Source organism: Nocardia sp. NPDC058176 (assembly GCF_042883805.1).
GTDB lineage: Bacteria > Actinomycetota > Actinomycetes > Mycobacteriales > Mycobacteriaceae > Nocardia.
The window spans coordinates 237000-258350 of sequence record NZ_JBHVVA010000007.1 but is presented as its reverse complement, the minus strand read 5'-3'; the positions used below and the strand labels follow the sequence as shown (position 1 = coordinate 258350).

The window sequence follows — 21351 nt, the reverse complement described above, 5'->3', positions numbered from 1 at the left end:
AGAGGTGAATGAACTCGAATGGAAACCGCCCGCCGTTCTGCCCGCGGTAACCGCCGTCGCCGGTCGAGCAGTCCGACCTTCGGGCAGTTGCTGACGGCAGCCGTCGAATCGGCGGCCGAGTCCAGCGCCATTCGGTTCAACCCCACCGGTGCCCCCGCCGACCAGCGGGAGCTCAGCTATCGCGAGCTCGACGAGCGGTCCTCGCGGCTGGCCCGCGAGCTCATCGCGCACGGCCTCGGCCCCGGTGACGTGGTGGCCATCGGCATCGCGCGCAGCGTCGAGTCGGTGCTCGCCGTCTGGGCGATCGCCAAGACCGGCGCCGCCTACGTCCCCGTCGACCCCAGCTACCCGGCCGACCGCATCGCCCACATCGTGGCCGACTCCGGCGCGGTCCTCGGCCTGACGACCGCCGCGCACCGTCCGGTCCTCGGCACCGGCATCGACTGGCTCGAACTCGACGACCCGGCGACGGCCGCGCGGATCGAGGCAAGGCCCGCGCACCCGATCTCCTACGCCGATCGCCTGCGCACCCTCGACGAGCGCCACCCCGCCTACGTCATCTACACCTCCGGTTCCACCGGCAAGCCCAAGGGCGTCGTCGTCACCCACACCGGTCTGGCCGGGCTGGTCTCCGCCGAGCGCGAGCACTACGGCGTCACCGCGCAGGCGCGCGTGCTGCACGTGTGTTCCCCGAACTTCGACGTCTCGGTGCTGGAACTGCTGCTGACGTTCTCGGCCGGTGCGACCCTGGTGATCGCGCCGCCGCAGGTCTTCGGTGGTTTCGAACTCGCCGATCTGTTGGCGCGCGAACGCGTCTCGCACATGCTCATCACGCCGGGTGCGCTGGAGTCGGTCGATCCGGCCGGGCTCGACGAGTTGCGTACCGTCGTCGTCGCCGGTGACAAGTTCGGGCCGGAACTGGTGGGGCGCTGGGCCGTCGGCGAGCGCGAGTTCTACAACGGCTACGGGCCGACCGAGGCGACCATCCTGGCCACCAGCACCGCGCCGATGGATCCGGCCGCGCCGGTGACGATCGGCTCCGCGATCGCCGGAGTCGGTGCGTTCGTACTGGATTCGCGACTGCGCCCGGTGCCGAGCGGAGTGATCGGGGAGCTGTATCTGACCGGTCCCGCACTGGCGCAGGGCTATCTGAACCGGCCCGGTCTCACCGCGGAACGCTTCGTGGCCAGTCCCTTCGGCGCCGACAACGGTGACCCGAACGCCCGGCTGTACCGGACCGGAGACCTGGTGCGGCGCAACGAGTCCGGTGACGGCGTCATCGAGTACGTGGGCCGCTCGGACTTCCAGGTCAAGATCCGCGGTTTCCGTATCGAACTGGGCGAGATCGACAATGCCCTCACCGCGCACCCCGAGATCGACTTCGCGGCCACCCTCGGCAAGACCCTGCCCTCGGGCGCGACGGCGCTGGTGTCGTATGTGCTGCCCAGCGCGGGCGCGACGGTGGACGTGGCCGCCCTCGACGGCTTCCTCGCGGAATCGTTGCCTGCCTACATGATTCCGGCCGCGATCATGACGCTCGCCGAGATCCCGCTCACCCCGGTGGGCAAGCTCGATCGAAAAGCGTTGCCGGAGCCGGTGTTCGCGGCCAGGGAGTTCCGGGCGCTGTCGACGCCGGTGGAGGAGATCGTCGCCGAGGTCTTCGCGGCACTGTTGACCGTCGGTGACGGCGAGGCCGTGCGGGTCGGCGCCGACGACGACTTCTTCGAACTGGGCGGCAACTCGCTGCTCGCGGCCCAGGCGGCCGCCAGGATCGGCGCCGCGCTCGACACCAGGGTGCCGGTGCAGACGCTGTTCGAGGCGAGCACGGTGGCCGCGCTGGCGCAGCGGGTCGAGCGGCACACCGGCACGGGCGCGGGCCAGGCGCTGGTGGCGCAGCCGCGCCCCGAGCAGATTCCGCTGTCGTTCGCGCAGCAGCGGATGTGGTTCCTCAACCGGTTCGATGTCACCAGCGCGGTGAACAACATGCCGGTCGCGGTGCGCCTGTCGGGCGAACTCGACTCGGCGGCGCTGCGGTCGGCGGTGCACGATCTGGTGGGCAGGCACGAGGTGCTGCGCACGATCTACCCCGAGATCGACGGTCAGGGTTACCAGGTGATCCTGCCGGTGACCGATCCGCGCGCGCTGCCGGAACTGCCGGTGCGCGAGGTTTCGCCCGAGCAGGTGCCCGCGGTGGTGACCGCCGCGGTGACGACCGGTTTCGACATCGCCGTCGCCCCGCCGATCCGGCTGGAACTGCTGCGCGTCGGGGCCGAGGAGCACGTGCTGGTGTGCGTGGTCCACCACATCGCGGGCGACGGTGTCTCGATGGGTCCGCTCACGCGTGACCTGATGAGCGCCTACCTGCAGCGCGTCGCCGGTGGCGAGCCGCAGTGGGCGCCGCTGGCCGTGCAGTACGCCGACTTCACGCTGTGGCAGCGCGCGGTGCTCGGCGCCGAAGACGATCCGGATTCGGTGCTGGCCAAGCAGATCGGGTACTGGCGCGAGCAGCTGGCCGGGCTGCCCGATCAGCTCGACCTGCCCACCGACCGGCCGCGTCCCGTGCACGCCACCTCGCGCGGCGCCGGCTACGACTTCCGCATCCCGGCCGAGATCCACGCCGGGCTCGATCGCCTCGCCCGCGGCAGCCAATCGACGCTGTTCATGGTCGTGCACACCGCGCTGTCGGTGCTGCTGTCGCGCCTGTCCGGCACCACCGACATCGCCGTCGGCACACCGGTCGCCGGTCGTGGCGACGCGGCACTGGACGACCTGATCGGCATGTTCGTCAACACGCTCGTGCTGCGCACCGAGATCGATCCGGCGCGCGGTTTCGCCGATCAGCTCGCCGTGACCAGCGCGACCGATGTCGCCGCCTTCGGCCATGCCGACGTGCCGTTCGAGCGGCTGGTCGAGATCCTCGATCCGGCCCGCTCCACCGCGCGGCATCCGCTGTTCCAGGTGATGCTCAGCTTCCAGAACATGGCGCGCACCGCGCTGGAACTGCCCGGCCTTTCCGTCGGCGGGGTCGATCTCGACATCCCGTTCGCCAAGTTCGACCTGCAGTTCGAGATGGTCGAGGACACCGACCGCAGCGGCGACCCGCACGGCATCGCGGTCGGCATCACCTACGCCACCGATCTCTTCGACGAGGCCACCGTCGCCGGTTTCGCCGACCGGCTGCTGCGGGTGCTCGACGCCGTGGTCGCCGATCCGGCGCGTCCGCTCGGCACCATCGAGGTGCTGGAGCCGGTCGAGCGGCAGCGAATCCTTCAGCAGTGGAACGACACTCGCCACGAGCTGGCGCCCGCGCTGCTGCTCGAGGGATACCGGCGCGCGGTCGTCGCGCATCCCGACGCGGTCGCGCTGGCCTACGAGGGCGTGGAACTCACCTACCGCGAGTTCGACGAGCGCGTGAACCGGCTGGCCCGGCTGCTGGTGCGGCAGGGGGTCGGCGCGGAGTCGCTGGTCGGGCTGGCCGTGCGCCGGTCGCTCGATCTCGTGGTCGGCATGTACGCGATCGTCACCGCCGGTGGCGCCTATGTGCCGCTGGATCCGGATCATCCGGCCGAGCGGATCGCCTACATTCTCGAGACCGCGCAGCCGGTCTGCGTGCTCACCACCACCGCCGACGCGGTCGAGGTGCCCGGCACCGTCCCGGTGATCAACCTGGACACCGTTGCGCTGGAAGACTTCTCGGGCGCGCCGCTGGCCGCCGACGAGTTGCTCCGCCCGGTGCTGCCACAGCACCCGGCCTACCTCATCTTCACCTCGGGCTCGACCGGTCGCCCCAAGGGCGTCGCGGTGTCGCACGCGGCGATCGAGAACCAGATCACCTGGATGCTCGCGGAGTACCCGCTCGGCCCCGGTGACGTGTACCTGCAGAAGACGGCGACCACCTTCGACGTCTCGCTGTGGGGCTATTTCATGCCGTTGCGCGGCGGGGCCAAGCTCGTCGTCGCCACTCACGACGGTCATCGCGATCCGGCCTACATCGCCGAAACCATTGTGGCGCAGGGTGTCACGACGACCGACTTCGTGCCGTCGATGCTCACCGTGTTCGCCGCGCACACCAGGCCGGGCACCATCCCGACGCTGCGCGAGGTGTTCGCCGTCGGCGAGGCGCTGCCGCCGGAGACGGTCGAGGCGTTCCGCGCGGTCTCCGACGCGCAGGTGCACAACCTGTACGGCCCGACCGAAGCCGCCGTGTCGGTCACCTACTGGCCGGCGGGGGAGACCGATCGTGGTTCGGTGCCGATCGGTGTGCCGCAGTGGAACACCCAGGTGTACGTGCTGGATTCGCGGTTGTCCCCGGTGCCCGCCGGTGTCACCGGGGAGCTGTACCTCGCCGGTGATCAGCTGGCGCGCGGCTATGTCGCGCGGCCGGATCTGACCTCGGATCGGTTCGTGGCCAACCCCTTCGCGCCCGGCGCGCGGATGTACCGCACCGGTGACCTCGTGGTGTGGCGCACGCCCACCGCGGACACCCACACGCTGGAGTACCTGGGCCGCACCGACTTCCAGGTGAAGTTCCGTGGCCAGCGCATCGAGCTCGGCGAGATCGAGACCGCGCTGCTGGCCCAGCCCGCGGTGAGCCAGGCGGTCGCGATCGTGGCGGATTCGTCCGCCGGTGAGCAGCTGGTGGCCTATGTGGTGCCCAAGCCGGGCGCCGAGATCGAGCAGGCGCCGCTGCTGGCCGCCATCGGAACGACGTTGCCCGCGTACATGGTTCCGTCCGCGCTGGTTTCGCTGGCGGAGTTCCCGCTCAACCCGAGCGGCAAGCTCGACCGCAAGGCGCTGCCCGCGCCGACCTTCACCGCCGGCGAGTTCCGCGCGCCCGCCACCCCCACCGAGGAGATCGTGGCCGGGGTGTTCGCCGAGCTGCTCGGCCTGGCCCGGGTCGGCGCCGACGACGACTACTTCGCTCTCGGCGGCAACTCGCTGATGGCGACCCGCGCGATCGCCCGGATCAACGAGGCGCTCGACGCCGAACTCACCATCCGCGACCTGTTCGAGGCGCCCACCGTGCTGGCCCTGGCCGCGCGGATCGGCGCGTTCGGCGGTGGCGCCGCCCGGGCCGCGCTGGTCGCCGGTCCCCGGCCAGAGCGGATTCCGCTCTCGCTGGCCCAGCAGCGGATGTGGGTGCTCAACCAGCTCGACCCCACCTCCAGCTCCTACAACATCCCGTTCGCGATCCGGCTGACCGGCGAGCTCGACGTGGCCGCGCTGCAGGCCGCGGTCACCGACGTTCTCGGTCGACACGAATCGCTGCGCACCCGGTTCCCGATGTTCGACGGTTCCGCCGCCGCGGGCGTCACCGGGCACGCCGTCGGCATCGGCCCGGCGACGGGTTCGGCCCCGGCTTCCCTGGCAGACGGGGTGGGCGCCGGTGCCGCGGGGCTGGATGGCAGGCCCGTGCAGGAGATCGTCTCGGTGGCCGAGGCGCTGCCCGGCGGTCTGGTGGTCGAGACGACCGGTGAGGTTCTCGCCGCCGCTGTCGCGCTGACCGAAGCGGGCTTCGACGTGGCTCGCGAGGTGCCGCTGCGTGCCCGGCTGCTCACCGATGGCACGTCCGCCGACTGGCTGCTGGTGTTCGTGGTGCACCACATCGCCTCCGACGGCGCGTCGCTCGCGCCACTGGCCCGCGATCTGATGACCGCCTACGTCTCGCGCGCCGGGGGGCAGAACCCGACGTGGACGCCGCTGCCCGTGCAGTACGCGGACTACGCGCTGTGGCAGCGCGAGGTCCTCGGCGCCGACGACGAGCCCGGCTCGCTCGCCGCGCAGCAGCTGGACTACTGGCGCGAACAGCTCGCCGGGGTGCCCCCGCTGCTGGAACTGCCGCAGGATCGGCCGCGTCCGGCGGTGCCGACCCTGCGCGGTGCCACCACCGAGCTGCGGTTGCCCGCCGAAGTGCACGCCTCGCTGAATCACATCGCGCGCGAGCACAAGTCGTCGCTGTTCATGGTCGTGCACGCGGCGCTGGCCGTGCTGCTGGCCCGCCTGTCGGGCACCACCGACATCGCCATCGGTACCGCGGTGGCCGGGCGTGGGGAACGGGCGCTCGACGAGCTGGTCGGCATGTTCGTTAACACCCTCGCCCTGCGCACGACGCTGGACCCCGCCGGGTCCTTCGACGAGGCCGTCGACCTGGCCCGCGAGACCGATCTCGGCGCGTTCGCCCACGCCGACCTGCCGTTCGAGCGGGTCGTCGAGGTCGTCGCGCCGGGCAAGGGCAGCGCGCACAATCCGCTGTTCCAGGTGGCGCTGACCTTCAGCAACAACGAGGCGGCCACGCTCGAACTGCCCGGGCTCACCGTGGCCGCGCTCGAGACCGCGGTGGCGGCCAAGTTCGACCTGCAGGTCGACGTGGAGCCGCGTTTCACCGATGCGGGCGAGCCGGACGAACTGATCACCCTGTTCAACTACGCCACCGACCTGTTCGACGAGGCGACGGTGCGCACCCTCGGCGCGCGCTTCGCCCGCATCCTGGCCGCGGTGGCCGCCGACCCGCAGGTGCGCGTCGGTGACATCGATATCCTCGACGAGACCGAACGAGCCCGGTTGCTGGCGGGTGCCGAGCAGGCGCCTGCCCCGACCGCGCCGACCGGCGGCACCACGCTGGCGCAGGCCTTCGCGGCGGCGGCCGAGGACGATCCGGACGGTCCCGCCCTGGTTTGGGGCGAGGAGTCGCTGACCTACGAGCAGCTCGACGCCCGCTCCTCGCGGTTGGCGCGGCTGCTGATCGGGCGCGGCTTCGGGCCGGGTGCCGGTGTGGCCGTTGATCTTCCGCGTGGCGTCGACTGGGCCGTCGCGGTCTGGGCGGTGCTCAAGGCCGGTGCGGCCGTCGTCCCGGCCTCGGCGCTCGCGCTGCGGGTGGAGCCGACGGCGAAGATCGGGCTCACCGTCGGGGCCGCCCCGAGCGGCGACATCGACTGGATCTCGCTGGCCGATCCGGCGATCCGGACCGAGCTGTCGGTGCAGTCCGCGCGCCCGGTGACCTATGCCGACCGGACCAGGGCGCTGCGCGGCGGTGACCCGGCCTTCGTCGGTGCCGACGGCGTGCGCAGCTACGACGAACTCGCCACCGCCGGGGCGCAGGTGCGCGCTGACGCCGACCTGACCTTCGAGGCGCGGACCTTCGGCAGCGGTGCGACCGACGGTTTCGCCGCGCTGGTCGAACCGGTGGCGGCCGGGGTGGCGGGCGCGTCGATGGTGCTGGTGCCCGAGGGCACCGAGGGACTCTCGGCGGTGCTCGCCGAGGAATGGGTGAGCCACCTGTTCGGCGATCGGGCCGGGATCGAGGCGCTCGACACCGCCGAACTCGGCGATCTGCAGGCACTGATCGCCGACGACGCCGCACCGGCCAACCCCGGCTCGGCCGAAGTGGTGCTGGTACTGGGAGACCTGCGCGCGCCGGTAGCGTGAGCCCGGATGACCACCTGGCCGCGGCCGGTGGCGGGATCGCGCACCGAGCGCGAAGGCAGGCGAGACACCGAGTTTCGGTGATGGGTGAGGTGGAACAGCGATGACACGACCGACGCGGACCCGACCGGTACGCACCCGTCGCCCCCGGGTGACGGCGCTCGCGCAGCTGCTGGCGACCGCCGTCGAGACCAATCCCGACGGTGTCGCGGTCGTGCTCGCCGATGCCACCCGCACCCTCGGCAGCCTCACCTACGCCGAACTCGACGAGCGGTCCAACCGGATCGCGCGCCTGCTCATCGCGCGCGGGATCGGGGCCGGTGATCTGGTGGCCATCGGGATTCCGCGCTCGATCGAATCGGTGCTGGCGGTGTGGGCGGTCACCAAGACCGGCGCGGGGTTCGTGCCGGTCGACCCGAACTATCCGGCCGATCGCGTCGCGCACATGGTCAGCGACTCGGGCGCGGTCTTCGGGCTCACCGTCTCGGCGGTCGCGGATCGGCTGCCCGCGCAGGTGGAGTGGCTGGCGCTCGACGGTGCGTCCTCGGCGCTGGTGCTCGACGAGGTCTCCGGCGAGCCGGTCACCAATGCCGACCGGTTGCGGCAGGTCCGCGCCGAGGATCTCGCCTACATCATCTACACCTCCGGCTCGACCGGTCTGCCCAAGGGCGTCGCGGTGAGTCAGGCCGGGCTGGCCGGGTTCTGCGCGGAACAGCGCAGGCACTACCGGGTCGAATCCGACTCGCGCACCCTGCATTTCGCGTCGCCGTCGTTCGACGCGTCGCTGCTCGAGCTGCTGTTGGCGATCGGTGCCGGGGCGACCATGGTGATCGTGGACCCGAGCGTCTACGGCGGTGACGACCTGGCCGCCCTGTTGCGCCGGGAGCGGGTCAGCCATGTGTTCATCACGCCCGCGGCCCTGGCCTCGGTCGACCCGACCGGACTCGACGACTTCCGGGTGGTCGCGGTCGGTGGCGAGACCGTGCCGCCGGACCTGTTGCGGCGCTGGGCGATTCCGCTCGCCGATGGCACGCTGCGGCAGTTCCACAATGTGTACGGGCCCACCGAGACGACGATCGTCACCAATATCAGTGTGCCGCTGGTCCCCGGTGACACCCTGACCATCGGCGGTCCGCTGCACGGCGTCGCCGAATACGTGCTCGACGACCGGCTCGGCCCGGTTCCCCCCGGTGTGGTCGGCGAGCTGTACATCACCGGCGCCCAGCTGACCCGCGGCTATCACGCACGCCCCGGCCTGACCGCCTCCCGATTCGTCGCGAACCCCTTCGAACCGGCCGGTTCTCGCCTCTACCGCACCGGTGACCTGGTCCGCTGGACCGCTGAGGGCGCACTGGAATACGTGGGCCGCAACGACTTCCAGGTGAAGATCCGCGGCTTCCGGATCGAGCTCGGTGAGATCGACGCGGTGCTCTCGGGGCACGAGAGCCTCGACTTCGCCGCCACAATCGGACACGAACTCGACAGCGGCGCAACCATTCTGGTGTCCTACGTGCATGCGGCGCCGGGCGCGAGTGTCGACGCCACCGCGCTCACCGCCTTCGCCGAGCGCTCCCTGCCCGCGCACATGGTGCCCACCGTGGTCATGGAGCTCGACACCATCCCGCTGACCCCGGTCGGCAAACTGGACCGGCGGGCGCTCCCGGAACCGGTGCTCGAGCAGGCCGAATTCCGGGCGCCGACCACCGCGGTCGAGCAGATCGTGGCCGGGACCTTCGCGCAGGTGCTCGACCTGGACGCCGACACCCAGCTCGGCCTCGACGACGACTTCTTCGCCCTCGGCGGCAACTCGCTGCTGGCCACCCAGATCGCCGCCCGCCTCGGCGCCGCCTTCGACACCGACTTCCCGGTGCGGCTGCTGTTCGAGGTGCCGACGGTGGGGGCGCTGGCGAAGCGGCTGTCCGAGTCCGCGGGTGCGGGCGCGCGTCCGGCGCTGGTCGCGGGGGAGCGGCCGGAGCGGGTTCCGCTGTCGCTGGCTCAGCAGCGGATGTGGTTCCTCAACCAGTTCGATCCCGGCTCGGTTGCCTACAACATCCCGATGGCGGTGCGGCTGGGCGGCGGCATCGATGTCGAAGCACTGCGCGCGGCCGTCGGTGATCTTGTCGCCCGGCACGAGACCCTGCGCACGATTTACCCCGAGACCGCCGAGGGCCCGATCCAGCAGGTCTTGGCCGTCTCCGAGGCGACCCCGCGCCTGGAAGTCCGGCCGATCGCCGCCGAGCAGCTCACCGCCGCCATGCACGAGCTGGGTTCCACCGGGTTCGACGTGCGCAGCCAGGTGCCGGTGCGGATCGCGCTGTTCGAACTCGGGCCCGAGGAATCGGTGCTGGCCGTCGTCGTGCACCACATCGCCGGTGACGGCTCCTCGCTGACCCCGCTGACCAGGGATCTGATGCTCGCCTACGCGGCTCGCTCGGCGGGTTCGGCGCCGGACTGGACGCCGCTTGCGGTGCAGTACGCCGACTACGCGCTGTGGCAGCGTGAGCTGCTCGGCAGCGAGGACGACCCGGAGTCGCTGGCCTCGGCGCAGCTCGCCTACTGGCGTGCGGCGCTGGCCGGGCTGCCCGATCAGCTCGACCTGCCCGCCGACCGGCCACGGCCCGCGGTGCAGTCCTTCGCCGGTGGCCGCGTGCCGATCGAGATCGACGCCGAGACCCATCGTGCACTGCTTGCCCTGGCCCGTGCGCAGGGCGCGACCCTGTTCATGGTCGTGCACACCGCTCTCGCGGTGACCCTGGCCCGGCTGGCGGGCACCGACGATCTGGCCATCGGCACCCCGATCGCCGGTCGCGGTGAGGCCGCGCTCGACGACCTGATCGGCATGTTCGTCAACACGCTGGTCTTCCGCACGACGCTGGCACCCGGCGAATCGTTCACCGAGCTGCTGGACCGCCAGCGCGATATCGATCTGCAAGTGTTCGCGCACGCGGATCTGCCGTTCGAGCGCCTGGTCGAGGCGATCAATCCGGCCCGTTCGACCGCGCGGCACCCGCTGTTCCAGGTGGGCCTGTCGTTCCAGAACCTCAGTCGCACCGGGCTCGAGCTGGGTGAGACGGCGGTCGAAGGTGTCGATGTGGACCTGGCGGTGTCGCAGTTCGATCTGCACGCCATCGTCGCCGACGCCTATGACGCCGACGGTGTCGCACAGGGCATCAACGGCGTGTTCACCTATGCCACCGACCTGTTCGATGCGTCGACCGCCGCCACCTACGCCGACCGCTTCGCCCGCGTGCTCGCCGCGGTGGCCGCCGCGCCGCAGCGTCCGGTCGACGAGATCGAACTGCTCGCCGAGGCCGAGCGGGAGCGAATCCTGCACGGCTGGAACGCAACCGGGCATCCGGTTCGGGCTGCCACGCTGGCCTCACTGTTCGCCGACACCGTTGTCGCCCATCCGGACGGGGTGGCGCTGGTCGATGCCGACGGCACCCAGGTCACGTATCGAGAGTTCGCCGAACAGGTGAATCGTCTTGCGCGGCACCTGATCACGCTGGGTGTCGGGGTGGAGGACCGGGTCGCGCTGGCAATGCGGCGCTCGACGGAGCTGGTCGTCGCGATGTACGCGGTGGCACAGGCGGGCGCGGCCTACGTACCGGTCGATCCCGATCAGCCCGCCGATCGAGTGGGGCACGTGCTCGACACGGCGGCACCGGTGTGCGTATTGACCACCGCGCGAGATGGTTTCACCTTGTCGACCGGGGTCGGCGCTGACGCCGGACAACCCGCGACCATTGCTACGGACGCTCGCCCGCTGGGCGCGACCGACGCTGATGGTCCTTCCGTCGATCCCCGCCCACTGGTCGGGATCGACGGCGGTGATCCTCCGGCCGATAGTCGCTCGGTGGTCGGGAGCGACGGCGGTGACTCTTCGGCCGATAGTCGCTCGGTGGTCGGGATCGACGGCGGTGACTCTTCGGCCGATAGTCGCCCGGTGGTCGGGATCGATGCTGGTGGTTCTTCCGCCGATCCTCGCCCGGTGGTCGGGATCGACGCCGGTGACCCTTCCGCCGACCCTCGCACCGTGGTCGGGATCGATGCCCGCGGTCTCTCCGCTGATCCTCGCACCGTGGTGGCGATCGACAGTCTCGACCTGTCCGCGGTCTCGCCGGCGCCGATCGCGGCGAACGAGCGGATCGGGGTGCTGCGGCCGGAGAACACGGCCTACGTCATCTTCACCTCCGGGTCCACCGGCGTGCCCAAGGGTGTCGCGGTGTCGCATGCCGCCATCGTCAACCAATTGCAGTGGAAGACCACGGCATTCGGCCTCGGTCGGGATGACTCGGTGCTGTTGAAGACCGCTGCCACCTTCGACCTGTCGGTGTGGGAGTTCTGGTCGGCCGCGGTGAGCGGTGGCCGACTGGTGCTCGCCGCACCCGATGGTCACCGCGACCCGGCCTACCTGCTCGGCTTGCTCGCCGACCGTGCGGTGACCACCGTGCACCTGGTCCCGTCCATGCTCGACGCACTGCTCACCGAATCCGGCGGCACCCTCCCATCGACCCTGCACCGGGTGCTCGCGATCGGCGAAGCACTGCCCGCCGCGACCGCACAACGCTTCCTTGCGGCCAACACCGCCGCACTCCACAACTTGTACGGCCCCACCGAGGCCGCCGTCTCCATCACCGACCACCGCGTCACCACGGCCGACCGGGTGAGCGTGCCGATCGGCGCCCCCGAATGGAACAGCCGGGTCTACGTCCTCGACGCCCGCCTGCGCCCGGTCCCGGTGGGCGTCGCCGGAGAGCTGTACCTCGCCGGCGCCCAACTGGCCCGCGGCTACTTCGCCCGCCCCGACCTGACCGCCGACCGTTTCGTCGCCGACCCGTTCGTCGGCGGTGGCGCCCGCATGTACCGCACCGGCGACCTGGTGGCGTGGACCGCCGACGGCGAACTCGACTACCGGGGTCGCACCGATTTCCAGGTGAAGATCCGTGGATTCCGGATCGAGCTCGGGGAGATCGAGGCCGCGCTGCTGGCCGCGCCGCGGATCGCGCAGGCCGCGGTGGTGGCCCAGCACGATCCGCGACTGGGGGACCGGTTGGTCGCCTACGTGGTGCCTGCGCCCGGTGCTGATCTCGACGCGGCCGCCGCGAAGGCCGCCGTGGCGCAGGTGCTGCCGTCGTACATGGTGCCCGCCGCGTTCGTGGTGCTCGACCACCTGCCGTTGAACGCCAACGGCAAGCTCGATCGGGCCGCGCTGCCCGAGCCGGTGCTGGAACCGCGCCGCTACCGGGAGCCCGTGAGCGAGCACGAGGTCGCGGTGGCCGAGACGTTCACCGAGGTGCTCGGTGTCGAGCGGCCCGGCCTCGATGACGACTTCTTCGCCCTCGGCGGCAACTCGCTGCTGGCCACCCGCGTGGTGCACCACCTGCGCGAGCGCACAGGCACCGAGCTCACCGTGGCCGCGTTCTTCGCCGACCCGAGCGTGGCCGGGCTCGCCACCCGGCTCGGTGCCGGGGCGGGCGACGCCGCCGACCTCGCGGCCGCGCTCTCCGTGGTACTGCCGATCAAGCGGCAGGGCACCCGCGCGCCGCTGATCTGCCTGCATCCGGTATCGGGTCTGGCCTGGGCTTATGCCGCGCTGGTGCCGTCGCTGCCCGAGGACGTGCCGGTCGTCGGCATCCAGTCGCCGGTGCTGAGCGACCCCGACTTCCGGCCCGCCTCGGTCACCGAACTGATCGATCGCTATCTCGCCGAGATCCGCGCCGTGCAGCCGCACGGGCCCTATCACCTGCTCGGCTGGTCGCTGGGCGGGGTGCTCGGCCAGGCCGTCGCCACCCGGCTGCAGGCCGAGGGCGAGACGGTGGCCTCGCTGACCATGCTCGACAGCCTGCCCGGCGCCGAACTCGCCGACTTCCGGTCCGAACTGCGCCACTCCCTGGTCGAGCTGGGTATTCCCGACGACCAGCTGCCCGCCGCCGACCGGCTCACCGAACTCGGCGACGACGCGGTGGCCGCGCTGCACGCGATGCTGGCGGGCGGGCTGCCGATCTCACGCGAGCAGTTCATCGGCATGTATCGCGGCGCGCTGCACACCGTCGCGCTGGTCAACGAGCTCGTACCCGACCGCTACACCGGTGACCTCACCTACTTCACCGCGCTGCGCACCCAGGACCGCGGCGGAGCCTCGCGCTGGCGGGCGCACGTCAGCGGAATGATTGCTGACTACCCGGTCGAGGCCACTCATCAGGACATGCTCGGTGTGGTGTCGGTTGCCACAGTGGGGCCGGTGATCGCGCAGGTCGTCGCCGCGGCGGCCGGGTAGCGCGATACCTGCCCGTAACGGGAACCAAGCGGTTTACGATTCTGTGGCTAGAGAGTTGGTGTGTCGTGGCGCATACCTCGGCGAGGGTCGGCAATAGCTAGGTAGGTGTGGCTATGCTATGTCGACCCGGCCCGCCGGACGCGAGAGGTGTATTGGTCTGTGGAAAACCCCCGCCGCTCTGGCCGTGCCGGACGTCGTCGCACTTCCGGCACACCGTTGTTCGGCCAGCTCCTCACGGCCGCGGTCGAATCCGCGGCCGAGTCGGTAGCTGTTCGCGACAATCCGACCGGGGCGCCGGGCGGCGAACGACAACTCACTTATCGAGCACTCGATCAGCGATCCTCGCGACTCGCGCGGGAACTCATCGACCGTGGCGTCGGCGCGGGTGATGTCGTCGCGATCGCGATCGCGCGCTCGATCGAATCCGTGCTCGCGGTGTGGGCGGTCGCCAAGACCGGCGCCGCCTATGTGCCCGTCGACCCGGCCTATCCGAGCGAGCGGATCGCCCACATCGTCGCCGATTCCGGCGCGGTACTGGGCCTGACCACCGCCGCCCACCGGGCCACGCTCGGCACCGGGCTGTACTGGATCGAACTCGACGATCCCGTCGTCGCCGAGCGCATCGACGCCAGGCCCGCGCACGCGGTGAGCTATGCCGACCGGGTCTCGCCGATCGACGATCGCCACCCCGCCTACGTCATCTACACCTCGGGTTCCACCGGTCGGCCCAAGGGCGTCGTGGTGACCCATGCCGGGCTCGCGAGCCTGGTCGCCGCCGAGCGCGAACACTATGGCGTCACCCCGGATTCGCGGGTGCTGCATGTTTGCTCACCCAACTTCGACGTGTCGGTGCTCGAACTGCTGTTGGCCTTCAGCACCGGCGCGACCCTCGTCATCTCGCCGGCGCGGGTGTTCGGCGGGTTCGAACTGTCGGATCTGCTGCGCCGCGAACGGGTCACGCACGTACTCATCACGCCGGGCGCGCTCGAATCGGTCGATCCGGCCGGACTGCCCGACCTGCGCACCGTCGTCGTGGCCGGTGACCGCTTCGGCCCGGAACTGGTCGGGCGCTGGGCCGCCGACGGTCGCGCCTTCCACAACGGCTACGGGCCGACCGAGGCCACCATCCTCGCCACCAGCACCGGACCGCTGCGCCCGCACGCGCCGATCACCATCGGCAGCGCGGTGCCCGGCATGGGGCTGTATGTACTCGACGCGCGGCTGCGGCCGGTGCCCGCGGGCGTGGTCGGCGAGCTGTATCTGTCCGGACCCGCGCTGGCACAGGGCTATCTGGGCAGGCCGGGACTCACCGCGGAACGCTTCGTGGCCTCGCCGTTCGGGCCGGGCAGGCTGTATCGCACCGGTGACCTGGTGCGCAGGCTCGAGGCCGACGGCACGCTGGAATACCTGGGGCGCACCGACTTCCAGGTGAAGGTGCGTGGCTTCCGGATCGAACTCGGCGAGATCGACAACGCGCTCACCGCCCACCCCGATCTCGACTACGCGGTGACCCTGGGCAAGACCATGCCATCGGGGGCGACCGCGCTGGTGTCGTATGTGCTGCCGCGGGTCGGGCGCTCGGTCGACACCGGGGCGCTGGCGGAGTTCCTCGCCGAATCGCTGCCCGCGTACATGGTTCCGGCCGTCATCATGGTGCTCGACGCGCTCCCGCTGACCTCGGTGGGCAAGCTCGACCGGACCGCGCTGCCGACGCCGGTGTTCACCGTGCGCGGCTTCCGCGCGCCTGCGACGCCCGCCGAACAGGTCGTCGCCGACGTGTTCGCCGCGCTGTTGCTGCGCGACGGCACCGGCCGGGTCGGCGCCGACGACGACTTCTTCGAACTCGGCGGCGACTCGCTGCTGGCCGCCCAGGCCGTGGCCCGGATCGGCGCCGCGCTGGACGTGCGGGTGCCGGTGCAGGCAGTGTTCGAGGCGCCCACCGTGGCGGCGCTGGCGAATCGGGCCGAGCAGCAACGGGTCTCGGCTCGCGCGCTGCCGCTGACCGCGCGACCGCGCCCCGAGCTGGTGCCGCTGTCGTATGCCCAGCAGCGGATGTGGTTCCTCAACCGGTTCGATCCGGCCTCGGCGGTCGACAACATTCCGGTGGCCGTCCGGCTGTCGGGTCGGCTCGATCTGCCCGCGTTGCGTGCGGCGGTCGCCGATCTGGTCACCCGGCACGAGGTGCTGCGCACCGTCTATCCCATCGTCGACGGCGGCGCGGCCGATGGCTGGTCGCGCGCGGGCACCACGGTGCTCGACGGCGAAGGTCATCAGGTGGTGCTCGCGCCCGGTGATCCGGCTGCCGCACCGGAATTCGACGTCGTCGAGATCGACGAGAGCGAGCTGTCGCAGGCCATCGCCGCGGCCGTGCTCACCGGTTTCGATGTCACGGTCGCACCGCCCGTGCGGGTGCGGGTCCTCGCGCTGACCGGCTCGGCGGTCGATGGTCCCGCGACCGAGCACGTGGTGGTGTGCGTGGTCCACCACATCGCCGCCGACGGGTTCTCCTTCGCGCCGCTGACCAGGGACCTGCTCACCGCCTACGCCGAACGCCGCGGCGGCGGCGCACCCCAGTGGCCCCCGCTGCCGGTGCAGTACGTGGATTACACGCTGTGGCAGCGCGAACTGCTCGGCGCCGAGGACGACCCGCAGTCGCTGCTCGCCGCGCAGGTCGCGTTCTGGCGCGAGACCCTCTCCGGCCTGCCCGAACAGCTGGAACTGCCCGCCGACCGGCCGCGCCCCGCCGTGGCCAGCCGGGCGGGTGGCATGCTCGACGTGCAGATCCCCGCCTCGGTGCACGCCGGCCTGGCCGCGCTGGCCCGCGAGCACAACGCCACCCTGTTCATGGTCGTGCACACCGCGCTGGCGCTGCTGCTGGCCAGGCTCTCCGGCACCCGCGACATCGCCATCGGCACCCCGGTCGCGGGCCGTGGTGAGCAGGCCCTCGACGAGCTGATCGGCATGTTCGTCAACACCCTCGTGCTGCGCACCGACGTCGACTCCGGCGTCTCGTTCGCCGAGCTGCTCGCCGAGGTCAGGTCCCGCGATCTCGCGGCCTTCGGCCATGCCGACGTGCCGTTCGAGCGGCTCGTCGAACTGCTCGAGCCGGTGCGTTCCACCGCTCGCCACCCGCTGTTCCAGGTGATGCTGACCTTCCAGAACCTGGCCCGCACCGAACTGGCGCTGCCCGGTCTCGCGGTCTCGGCCGCCGATTTCACGGTGCCGCTGGCCAAGTTCGACCTGCAGGTGGAGCTGGCCGAGCGGATCGGCCCCGACGGTGCGCCGCAGGGCATGGCGGTCTCGTTCGTCTACGCCACCGACCTGTTCGACCGCGCCACCGTCGTCGACTTCGCCGATCGCTGGGCGCGGGTGCTGTCCGCGGTGGTCGCCGATCCGATGGTGCCGGTGGGCGACATCGACGTGCTCGCCCCCGGTGAGCGCGAACTCGTGCTGCGCGAAGGGAATTCGCCCGGTATCGCGGTGCCCGAGGTCACGGTGGCCGATCTGATCTCCGCGCAGGCACAGCAGCGTCCCGGCGCGATCGCGGTGCGCGCGGGGGAGCGGTCGCTGAGCTTCGGCGATCTGCTCGGTCGCGCCTCGGCGCTGGCACGGGCGCTGATCGCGCACGGCGCCGGTCCGGAAACGCTGGTGGCCGTCGCGGTTCCGCGCACCGAGGAGCTGCCGGTCGCGCTGCTCGCGGTGCTGCTCTCGGGTGCGGGCTACCTGCCGATCGACTCCGGATACCCCGCCCAGCGCCTGGAATACGTGCTCGGCGACGCGAAACCCACTGTGCTGCTGACCACCTCGGCCGAGCTCGAGCTGATTCCGGCCGCCGGCCTGCCGGTTGTGCTGCTCGACGAACAGCACGCCCATCCCACCTCGCCGCTGCGCGCCGCCGAACGACGCGCGCCGCTGCGCCCCGACCACCTCGCCTATGTCATCTACACCTCCGGCTCCACCGGCCTGCCCAAGGGCGTCGGCGTCAGCCACCGCAATGTGCTCGAGCTGTTCGCCAACACCCAGCTGCTGTTCGAGTTCGACGACGCGGACGTGTGGACGGTGTTCCACTCCTTCGCCTTCGACTTCTCGGTGTGGGAACTGTGGTGCGCGCTCGCCGGTGGCGCCTCGGTGGTCGTGGTCGACCACGTCACCTCGCGCTCGCCGATCGAGTTCCGCGAACTGCTCACCCGCGAACAGGTGACGGTGCTGAGCCAGACCCCGACCGCCTTCGCCCAGCTCGACGAGGCCGACCGCGCCGCCCAGGCCGCCGGGGCTGCCCCGCTGCCGCTGCGCTACGTCGTCTTCGGCGGTGAGGCGCTCGACCCGCGCAAGCTCAACCGCTGGTACGACCGGTACGGAACCGGTGCCGCCGCACCGCAACTGGTGAACATGTACGGCATCACCGAGACCACCGTGCACGTCTCGCACCTGCCCATCGCCGCGCGTCCGGCGGGCCAGGACGCGGGCGAGCACACCGCGCCGTCGAGCACGGCCGCGGGCGCGACCGAACTGCCCGGCAGTCTGATCGGGCGCGCGCTGCCCGGGCTGTCGGTGGTCGTCCTCGACGATCGGCTGCGGCCGGTGCCTTTCGGCGTCGCCGGTGAGCTCTACATCGCGGGCAACCAGGTCACGCGCGGCTATCTCGGCAAGCCGGGACTCACCGCGACCCGCTTCGTCGCCGACCCGTACGGCCCGCCCGGCGCGCGCCGCTACCGCTCCGGCGACCTCGGCCGCTGGATCGGTTTCCGTGGCGCCCCGGCCCTCGAATACGGCGGCCGCGGCGATCAGCAGGTGCAGCTGCGCGGGTTCCGCATCGAACCCGGCGAGATCGAGACCGCCCTGCTCGGCGTGTCCGGTGTCGGCCAGGCCGCGGTGGTCGTGCGGGCCGACGAGCACGCGGGCGACCGGCTGATCGGCTATGTCGTCCCGGTCGCCGGTGCCGACCTCGACCCGGTCGCCGTGCGGGCCACCGTCGCCGAATTCCTCACCGGCTACATGGTTCCCGATGCCGTGGTGGTGATCGCGGGCCTGCCGCTGACCGCCAACGGCAAGCTCGACCGGGCCGCGCTGCCCGCCCCGGAATACACCGCCGCCACCGTGTTCCGCGCGCCGACCACGCCGATCGAGCTCAGCATCGCCGAGGTGTTCGCGACGCTGCTCGGGGTGCCCGAGGTCGGCCTGGACGACGACTTCTTCGACCGCGGCGGCAACTCGCTGCTGGCCACCAGGGCCATCGCCCGCATCGACCAGGCGCTCGGCGCCGATCTGGTGGTGCGCGACCTGTTCGAGGCGCCCACCGTCGGCGCGCTGGCCGCCCGGGTGCGCCCCGGTGCGGTCGTCGCCCCGCGCCCGCCGCTGACCCCGGCCCAGGACCGCGGCGTCATCCCGCTCTCACCCGCCCAGCAGCGGATGTGGCTGCTCAACCGGATCGACCCGGATTCCCCGGCCTACAACATCCCGCTGGCCCTGCGCCTGCGCGGTGCCCTCGACACCTCGGCGCTGCGCTACGCGGTCGCCGACGTGCTGGAACGGCACGAGGCGCTGCGCACCCGATTCCCCGCCGACGGTCCCGACGCGGTGCCGTACCAGGAGATCCTGCCGGTCAGCGCGGTGCTGCCGAACGGCCTGACGGTCGAGGTCTGCGACGATCCGCGCGAGCGGGTGATGCGGCTGCTCGCGGGCGGCTTCGATGTCGCCGAGCGGGTTCCGTTGCGCGCCGGGCTGTTCACCGTCCCCGATGACGATCCGCTGGCCGAGGAAGAGCACGTGCTCGCCGTGGTGGTGCAGCACATCATCGCCGACGGCGCCTCGCTCGCCCCGCTGGCCCGCGACCTGGTGATCGCCTACCGCGCCAGGGTGGAGGGCCGTTCGCCCAGCTGGGCGCCGCTGCCGGTGCAGTACGCCGACTACGCGCTCTGGCAGCGCGCGGTGCTGGGCGAGGAGTCCGACGAGACCTCCACCGCCGCACGGCAACTCGACTTCTGGCGGCAGACCCTGTCCGGGCAGACCGGCACCGTGGAACTGCCGCACGATCATCCGCGCCCGCCGCACGCCTCGCTGCGCGGCGCCGACGTGAGTACCGCCCTGCCCGCCGACGTGCACGCGCGGCTGGCCGAGATCGCCCGCGAGCACAACGCCTCGCTGTTCATGGTCGTGCACGCGGCGCTGGCCGTGCTGCTGGCCCGGATCTCGGGCAGTGCCGACATTGCGATCGGTACTCCGATCGCCGGGCGTGGTGAGCCCGAACTCGACGATCTGGTCGGCATGTTCGTCAACACGCTCACCCTGCGCACCGAGGTGGCGCCCGAGCGCGGCTTCGACGAGCTGGTCACCGCGGCCCGCGAAGTGGACCTGGCCGCCTTCGCCAACGCCGATCTGCCGTTCGAGCGGATCGTCGACGAGGTGGCGCCCACCGGCACCGTCTCGCACAATCCGCTGTTCCAGGTGGTGCTGTCGTTCCACAACACCGAGACACCGGTGCTGCGGCTGCCCGGCCTCACCATCGAGGCGATGGACCTGGCGGCCCGGCCCGCCAAGTTCGACCTGCAGGTCAATGTCGAGCCGCGGCACACCGTCACCGGTGAGCCCGACGAACTCGGCATCGTCTTCACCTACGCCACCGACCTTTTCGACGAATCCACCGTGGCGGCCTTCGCCCGCGGCTTCACCGAGATCATCACCGCGGTGGCCGCCGACCCCACGCTCACCGTCGGCGACATCGACCTGCGCGATGCCAGGGAACGCGAACGCGAACTGACCGCGGCGGCCTTCGCCCCCGCGCCCTCGGCCAACGGCGCCGCGCTCGCCCAGGAACTGGCCGCCGCCGTGGAGGAGGACCCGGAGGCGCCCGCGCTCGACCTGGGCGACGCCGAGCTCACCTATCACGAATTCGACGCCCGCTCCTCGCAGCTGGCGCGCTCGCTGATCGCCCGCGGTGCCGGGCCGGGCACCGGGGTCGCGGTGCGGCTCGATCGCGGGGTGAACGCGGCGGTGGCGACCTGGGCGGTGCTCAAGGCCGGTGCCGCGGTGGTGCCGCTGGTGACGATCGACGCGCAGCTGCCCGACCGGCTCGAGGTGAAGCTGGGCCTGACCCTCGACATCCTCGACGCGCCCGACGGCCTCGACTGGTACGACCTGGCCGACCCCGCGCTGCGCGCCGAGCTGGCGGCCGAGTCACCGCGCCCGATCGGCTACGCCCACCGCACCCGCGCCCTGCGCGGCGACGACGTGGCCTTCATCGGCGGCGGCCGCACGCTCAGCTACGACGAGCTGGCCGGTGCCGCCGAGCGGGTCGCCCAGCGCACCGGGCTCAACTTCGAATCGCGGACGCGGGCGGCCGGGCGGCCGGATTCGGTGTCGGGCGTGCTGGAGATCGTCGCGACCGGGATCGCCGGTGCGACGCTGGTGATGGGGCCCGACGACGGCGGTGAGGACGAGGTGAGCCATGTGTTCACCGAGTCCGCGGTGGCCGTGGCCGAGCCGGGGGACGGGACCGGTGCGACGATCGTCGCGCTGAGTGAGATGATCGGCAACGCCGGGCAGTCGCCTCAGCGGCGCGCGGTGGTAGGGATGGATGGCTAGGTGGAACGAACGCTGGCTGACCCGCGCTGGGTGCGGGTCGGAGGCAGTGCGCGTCGAGATCGGTACGA

The 21351-nt window shown here is 71.6% G+C and carries 3 protein-coding genes; all 3 read left to right on the top strand.

The features are described from left to right. Positions 1-18: 18 nt before the first annotated feature. The 3 genes from ACFVVM_RS29140 (at position 19) to ACFVVM_RS29130 (ending at position 21283) form a co-directional block, all read left to right on the top strand. On the top strand, positions 19-7425 hold the full coding sequence (locus ACFVVM_RS29140; RefSeq protein ID WP_387624796.1) for an amino acid adenylation domain-containing protein: 7407 nt from the start codon (positions 19-21) through the stop codon (positions 7423-7425). 100 nt (positions 7426-7525) lie between these two features. After that, positions 7526-13702 (top strand): amino acid adenylation domain-containing protein, encoded by a 6177-nt coding sequence (locus ACFVVM_RS29135; protein WP_387624793.1) that lies wholly within the window; start codon positions 7526-7528, stop codon positions 13700-13702. Between the two features lie 159 nt (positions 13703-13861). Continuing rightward, complete coding sequence (locus ACFVVM_RS29130) at positions 13862-21283, top strand: amino acid adenylation domain-containing protein (RefSeq protein ID WP_387624790.1); 7422 nt, start codon at positions 13862-13864, stop codon at positions 21281-21283. Positions 21284-21351: the final 68 nt, after the last annotated feature.